The following is a 6000-nucleotide window of genomic DNA, read 5'->3' as shown; positions in this document are numbered from 1 at the left end:
GCTCCCACAGGTTTTGCGCCACCAGGACTGGCATCAGACTCTGCCCGCCTTTGGACTCATGATCTGAGCAGGGTGCCAACCACTGACGTCGACACCCTTGGTCGAACATGCATTGTGCTCAAGGCGGGCCGACCAGGCTTCGACTTTTGCCATCGACATGACGCAACGGCACGGCGCGGTAATCCAATCCATCGATACAGCACGCATTGACGCTGAGGACCTCGGGATCGCTGCGCCGTCGGTGGTACACATAGATCCCGCACGTACCGCAAAAGTAATGCTGGGCCACGCCGCTGTTCCAGCGATACAGACGCAGCGCGTCTTCACCACGGGTGATGCGAAAGTCCTCTCGCGGCACCGTAGCCATCAACGCATTGCGCTTGCTGCACAGCGAACAGTCGCAACTGATCAGTTCTTCAACTTCGGCTTCAAACGCGAAGCCAACCGCTCCACAGTGACAGGCACCCGTGTAGTTCATCGTGGGTATGTCTCCATCGTCAGTGAACCCGCAGTCTCATCGTAGTGGATCACCTGCGGCGTTGCGTCGGAGGCTCGAAGATCCTGCAGGCATTAAAAAGCCCCGATACCGCACGGTACCGAGGCCAGCTGCCTGCACCGGCAGGCTCTATTTTTTCAGCGAGTCGTACGCCTCCAACGTACGTAACGAATAGATGTAGGCAGCGCCGGCGTTGAGTGAAACCGCGGTTGCCAATGTGGCCGCCACTTCTTCGCGGCTCGCTCCGGCCTTGATCGCCGCGTCCGCATGGACAGCGATGCATCCATCACAACGAGTGGTGACCGCGACGGCAATCGAAATCAACTCTCGGGTTTTCGCATCCAGCACCTCGTTTTCCGCGGAGGCCTCGCCAAGGGCCATGTAAGCCTTGACCATTTTAGGGTTGCTCCTTCCGAGCGCACCGAAAGCCTTCTGGATGGTGGGTAGCAGTTCGGACCAGTTATTGAACATCGCATGACTCCTGAGCAAGTTGGTGTACTGTTTCGACAGGCTCAGTTTCCCTCCAGGGCGTGATTCGGTTTTGTCCGATCCGCTCAGATTTTTATGCGAAGCACTCAAATGAATTCGATCGATAAACTCATCAGCTTGGCCAACGTGCGGGGTAGCGTGGATCTGCGGTGTCAGTTCCAAGGCGACTGGGCACTCGATCACCAGCAGGAAGCCTTGGGGAAAGCGCCCTATCACATTGTCCTGGCGGGAGAATGCCGGGTCGAATTTCCAGACGGCCAGCGCTTGCCGATGCGAGCGGGCGACATCCTGCTCCTGCCCCGTGGGGCACCGCACCTCCTGCATGGCATCGGCAAAACGGCCAAGCCAGGTACCCCGCGGCTGGTTTCCGGTGGAACACTGCCGCTTTACCGCATCGGCCGCGGAAGCACGGACCTGGACATGCTTTGCGGGAGCTTCCACTACACTCGCGCCTCCCTGTTGTTCAGCGCCCTCCCCGAACACCTGGTGATACCCAGTGCGGCTCTTCCTGCAAGCGCTCCCTTGCCGGCACTGGTCGACATGTTGCGAGGTGAAGCCGATAACGAGCAAGTCGGCGCACACTTTTTACTCGATGCCTTGTCCCAGGCGCTGTTCACCTTGATCCTGCGCGCTCACCTCGCAAGCCACGGCCATCACACCGGCACCCTGGCCCTGTTGGCCGATAAGCGGCTGGGCCGAGCCTGGCAGTCGATGCTGGCGGAGCCGGGCCATGAATGGACAGTGGACGCGTTGGCCGAGATTGCCAGCATGTCCCGTGCAACGTTCATGCGAGCTTTCGTGCGGGTCGCCGGCGTTTCGCCTTGGATCCTGTTGACGCAGGTTCGAATGGAACTGGCTTTCAGCCTGCTGAGCCATTCGCACCTGGGATTGACTGACATTGCATCCCAGGTGGGGTATCAATCCCAGGCGGCTTTCAGCAAGAAGTTCAAGGAGGTATATGGTGAGGCGCCGGGACGGGTGCGGCGTGGGATTTAATTGATCGCCTGGGTGCAACGCTACATTAATAATGCGCAGGAGCAGCAATGACGGAACAGTCAGAAGGAACCGGGCTACTCGACGACCTCGACGCGCCTGAGGCACTGGGCTTTACCGCCTGGGCTCGCGTCTGGACGGAGCTTGGGGTCAGATGTGCGTCGCAAGAGACGCACGAAAAACTCATTAGGCACTACGACGAGCCACACCGCGCGTACCACAACCGCCAGCACTTGGCTGAGTGCCTCCGGGTGCGTCGACTCCTCAACGCGGCCTGCCAGGCCCCCGCCGAAGTCGACCTCGCGCTGTGGTTCCACGACGCGATCTACGACCCCCTGCGCAGCGACAACGAATTGCGCAGCGCCCAATGGCTGGACGAGGTGGCCCGTGATAGCGGCCTGGACGACGAAACGCGCCGCAGGCTTTACGACCTGGTCATGGTGACCCGACACGACAGCGCCCCGCAGTCGGTAGACGAGGCGGTGTTGGTGGACACGGATCTGGCGATCCTCGGGGCATCGTTCGAGCGGTTCGAGGAGTACGCCCAACAAATCCGCCGCGAGTACCTGCACGTGCCGATGCCTGTATATGGCCCAAAGCGACGCCAGATCCTGGAGGGTTTTCTAATGCGCGAGCGCATTTATACAACTGCACCCTACTTCGACGCATTCGAGCAGCAGGCACGCGCAAATCTTGCACGTGCCATCGATCGCCTCGATTGAGATCGGATCAGCGCAGCGGCATCGGCGCTGACGTCCATGTACATCGTCGGCAGGGCTTACCGTACCCGATACAGCACCGCAGCCCCTGGCTTGGGTTCGAAAGCCGGCACAGTGCGCTGTTTGAGGGGCATACCCTCCGCGTCCCAAACCAGGGTGTCCGATGGGTACTCGTCCTTGCGGGTCATGGCGTCGATCTGCTTGACGATCACTTCCGAGCTTGCAGGCACTTCGGGGTTCCATTCGAATACGCCGACGCTACCGAAGAACACGGCCGGTGCGTCGACATCGAGGCGCCGGTCGGGACACATGACCAGGCCGCGGTCAAGCATGACCCGCAACGCGCCGACAGGCACCGCCTTCACCGTGGGCGTGGTGCGCTCGGTGCTGTGGCCTGGGCAGACATTGGCCGAGCGAGTCACCATGTCCTCGACCACTTCACGATCGGATTGGGCCTGCGCCGAAAAGGCAACGACAGACAGGGCCAGCACTACAAGATTTGGCTTCCAGGACACTCTAAACCTCCTATGTAAAAAACACTCCAACGTTGCGCATCGCCCCAGTCAGAACAGCCCGTTGCAGGGGCAGACTTGAAGACTACCACGGCACCGGTTTGTTCCACTGTCAGCACAGCCGTTTCTGGAAATAGAACCGGGCATGCCCCGGCGGATAATCCACCAGGCGTCCAAATTCGGAATAACCCAGTTTTTGATAAAACTCCGGCGCCTGAAAGCTGAAAGTCTCCAGCCAGATCCCGACGCAGTGTTTTTCCTTTGCCACGTCTTCTGCCCTGCGCATCAGTCGTTCTCCGATACCCTGACCACGCATCGACTCGGGAACACTGACAAGATCGATGAGCAGCCACCGATAAGAAATTTTTCCATACAGCCCCCCAATGACTTCATTACTGTCCGGGGCTCGTAGCAACAGGGCAAAGGTTTCGTGGGCATCGTCCCCACCGTTGGCCAGGTTATGGGCCAGCAGCGGGTTCAAAATTCCCAACCGCTCTGATTCGGTCACATTTTCCGAAAGTTGGATTTGCAAAGGCATGGCGCTCTCCCTGAGCGATAAGCAAGTGGGTCAGATAAGGTAGCTCATTTCTGCCATGTCCAGCCGAATCAGTTAACTCTTCATGCCCTTTGTGTGGGAGGGTTGAAGGGGCAGCAGCCTCCTTGAAAATAAATTGTTCGACTCACGCTTTAGCTGAACTCAAGTATCCCACTTTAAAAATCATCCATTGATGTGTGAACCGACAACCCGTGAGATAGGCAAGCAGCAAACAGCCCGCCATCCGCTGAACATAAGAAAAAGGTTCGTACACCATGCGCAAACTCGTAAGATTCCTGGCCCTGGCTTCCTCTGTTTTCCTATCCGCATCGTTTACTCTTCAAGCGCAGGAGGCGGATAAAACGCAAGGCGCGGCCTTCGTCGTGCATAAATTGACGGACTTCCTTTACGCCATTGGCGAACCCGGTTATTACCAGAAGAATTTTTCGTATTTGTTGGTCGGCAATGACCAGGCGTTGATGTTCGATTCGGGTGCGAATCAGAAAGAAGACATCACGCTGGTGGCAAGTAAGATCACTGACAAGCCACTCTCGCTGCTGCCCTCTCATCTGCATTTCGATCACCTGGGTGGCCTACACAATTTCAAAAGTATCTACTTGGTCGATACGCCATTCACTCGTCAATTCAAGGACAAGGATGACTTCTACCGCGTACCCGAGCCGGTCTATCTGGGCAACTTCGATCACATGGTAGTGCCGCCTTTCAAGGTCGCGCGACTGATAAAACCCGACGAGACCATCGACCTTGGCGGTCTGAAGATGCGTCTGATAAGTGTGCCGGGACACACGCAGGACGAAGTCGCGCTCTTCGATGAGACGCATAACATCTTGCTTTCCGGGGATCATGTCTATCCGTCGTGGCTATTGGCAGGCAATCTCAAAGACTACGTCGCTTCTCTCGACGCCACGCTGAAAATGATCAACCAGCAGACCGCCATTTATGGCGCTCATGCGGACGAAGATCCGACCAAAGTGCCGGCGATGACCTACGCCAATGTACAGTCGATTCGCGACAAGATGGCGCTGATCCTCGCCGGGCGCGCCAAAGGTGAAGCCTTCAGCGATCCGGAACTGATCAAGAGTTCCGAACTGTACAAGGTCGAAAAGGAAATCAGCATTCTCACCAACATCCAGTTCACCGATGGTCGAGGCTACGGTTACTGATCGGGCTGACCGGCCGTAGCGAGTAACCAGTTGATGAACGCCCGGATTTCCGGGCGTTCACGCGCGGTTTCACGACAGGCGACATAGTAATTGTGCAGCGCGGGCACCGTGCTCGGCAGCGGGCGCACCAAACGTCCTTCGTCGAGATCGCGGGCAGACACGAGTTCATCGCTCAGCGCCACGCCGAAACCGTCGCGCGCGGCCTGCAAGACCATGCCAAAATCTTCAAAATAGATGTCCTCCTTGCAGATAAGGCTGCAGCCTGCATCGGCCAGCCATTGCTGCCACTGGCTGCCAGTGTCTTCGTGGAGCAGGCGGTGTCGCGCCAGATCCGTTACTTCACGAATGGCTTTCGGCCCTCGCAAATATTGCGGGCTGCACACGGGAGTCATGCGAATGCCATGCATCAAACGCCACCAGATGCCTGGCCATGGCGGCGAACCGTAAATTACCGCCACATCGGCGCGACGCCAGTCTACTTGCGGCATCCCCGGTGCGGTGATCACGTTCACCCGCACCGAGTCCGATGCCTCCATGAAGTGCAGCAACGGCGTAGTAAGCCACTCCACGCCCTCGGCAGGCGGAATGGACAGGGTGATTTCAACAACTTCCTGTGCGGCATCAGAACCGGACTGCATTGCAGTTACCGCATTGCTGATTTCACCTATTGCGTTCGCCACATGCTTTTGCAGCAGCCGACCATTGGCGGTCAGCACCAGTTGCCGACCGCGCTTCTCGAACAGTTCTATACCCAGGCTGGCTTGTAACGCTTTGACTTGCTGACTCACAGCGCCGACGGTCACATGTAACTCAACTGCAGCGGCCGCCAGGCTGCCCAAGCGGGCTACGCTCTCGAACACTTTGAAATTGTGCAAGGGTGGAAACGTCATCTCATCTCCGAAACAACGGCGTAGCGATCAGTAAGGAGGCCCGATCAGGTCGAACACATGTATGCGTAATCGTCTCGCAATTTGCTGTTACTGGGGAATCTGGTTGGCGCCGATCTACCATGTCGTGGCATAAGCAGCCTGCAGTCATTGCCAATCATTCCAGCAGTCCTCGGTAACGATAT

The 6000-nt window shown here is 57.7% G+C and carries 8 protein-coding genes; 3 read left to right on the top strand and 5 right to left on the bottom strand.

What is annotated here, in order from left to right; translation table 11 throughout:
• Window positions 1–118: 118 nt before the first annotated feature.
• Both N005_RS09810 and N005_RS09805 read right to left on the bottom strand, forming a co-directional pair.
• On the bottom strand, window positions 119–478 hold the full coding sequence (locus N005_RS09810) for a GFA family protein (protein WP_047701001.1): 360 nt from the start codon (window positions 476–478) through the stop codon (window positions 119–121).
• Window positions 479–625: 147 nt separating this feature from the next.
• The gene (locus tag N005_RS09805; RefSeq protein WP_047701000.1) at window positions 626–967 is read right to left on the bottom strand and encodes a carboxymuconolactone decarboxylase family protein; all 342 of its coding nucleotides are present in this window, start codon (window positions 965–967) and stop codon (window positions 626–628) included.
• Between the two features lie 108 nt (window positions 968–1075).
• Here N005_RS09805 and N005_RS09800 point away from each other — a divergent pair, with 108 nt between their 5' ends.
• Together N005_RS09800 and N005_RS09795 are read left to right on the top strand one after the other, a co-directional pair.
• Window positions 1076–1981 (top strand): AraC family transcriptional regulator, encoded by a 906-nt coding sequence (locus N005_RS09800; protein ID WP_047700999.1) that lies wholly within the window; start codon window positions 1076–1078, stop codon window positions 1979–1981.
• A gap of 47 nt (window positions 1982–2028) precedes the next feature.
• Window positions 2029–2700 (top strand): HD domain-containing protein, encoded by a 672-nt coding sequence (locus N005_RS09795; RefSeq protein WP_052126374.1) that lies wholly within the window; start codon window positions 2029–2031, stop codon window positions 2698–2700.
• 56 nt (window positions 2701–2756) lie between these two features.
• On the opposite strand, the gene N005_RS09790 is transcribed toward N005_RS09795, so the two are convergent.
• Entirely contained in the window at window positions 2757–3212 is a 456-nt protein-coding gene (locus N005_RS09790) for a hypothetical protein (protein WP_047700998.1), read from the bottom strand.
• 109 nt (window positions 3213–3321) lie between these two features.
• Window positions 3322–3747, bottom strand: a complete 426-nt coding sequence (locus N005_RS09785) for a GNAT family N-acetyltransferase (protein WP_047700997.1) — start codon at window positions 3745–3747, stop codon at window positions 3322–3324.
• A 272-nt stretch (window positions 3748–4019) separates the two neighbouring features.
• Here N005_RS09785 and N005_RS09780 point away from each other — a divergent pair, with 272 nt between their 5' ends.
• The gene (locus N005_RS09780; protein WP_047700996.1) at window positions 4020–4928 is read left to right on the top strand and encodes an MBL fold metallo-hydrolase; all 909 of its coding nucleotides are present in this window, start codon (window positions 4020–4022) and stop codon (window positions 4926–4928) included.
• Here the strand turns inward: N005_RS09780 and N005_RS09775 are convergent.
• Window positions 4922–5818, bottom strand: a complete 897-nt coding sequence (locus tag N005_RS09775) for a LysR substrate-binding domain-containing protein (RefSeq protein WP_047700995.1) — start codon at window positions 5816–5818, stop codon at window positions 4922–4924. The genes N005_RS09780 and N005_RS09775 overlap by 7 nt on opposite strands.
• Between the last annotated feature and the right edge of the window lie 182 nt (window positions 5819–6000).

This window comes from Pseudomonas mediterranea CFBP 5447 (genome assembly GCF_000774145.1).
GTDB classification, from domain to species: Bacteria; Pseudomonadota; Gammaproteobacteria; order Pseudomonadales; family Pseudomonadaceae; genus Aquipseudomonas; species Aquipseudomonas mediterranea.
Note: the sequence above shows the minus strand (reverse complement) of the source record. Positions and strands in the feature narration are given on the sequence as shown.

Excerpts from the sequence above, each read along its gene's own strand:
- N005_RS09775 (WP_047700995.1), bottom strand. The coding sequence starts at position 5,818 with ATGACGTTTCCACCCTTGCACAATTTCAAAGTGTTCGAGAGCGTAGCC.
- N005_RS09805 (WP_047701000.1), bottom strand. The coding sequence starts at position 967 with ATGTTCAATAACTGGTCCGAACTGCTACCCACCATCCAGAAGGCTTTC.
- N005_RS09810 (WP_047701001.1), bottom strand. The coding sequence starts at position 478 with ATGAACTACACGGGTGCCTGTCACTGTGGAGCGGTTGGCTTCGCGTTT.
- N005_RS09785 (WP_047700997.1), bottom strand. The coding sequence starts at position 3,747 with ATGCCTTTGCAAATCCAACTTTCGGAAAATGTGACCGAATCAGAGCGG.
- N005_RS09780 (WP_047700996.1), top strand. The coding sequence starts at position 4,020 with ATGCGCAAACTCGTAAGATTCCTGGCCCTGGCTTCCTCTGTTTTCCTA.
- N005_RS09795 (WP_052126374.1), top strand. The coding sequence starts at position 2,029 with ATGACGGAACAGTCAGAAGGAACCGGGCTACTCGACGACCTCGACGCG.
- N005_RS09800 (WP_047700999.1), top strand. The coding sequence starts at position 1,076 with ATGAATTCGATCGATAAACTCATCAGCTTGGCCAACGTGCGGGGTAGC.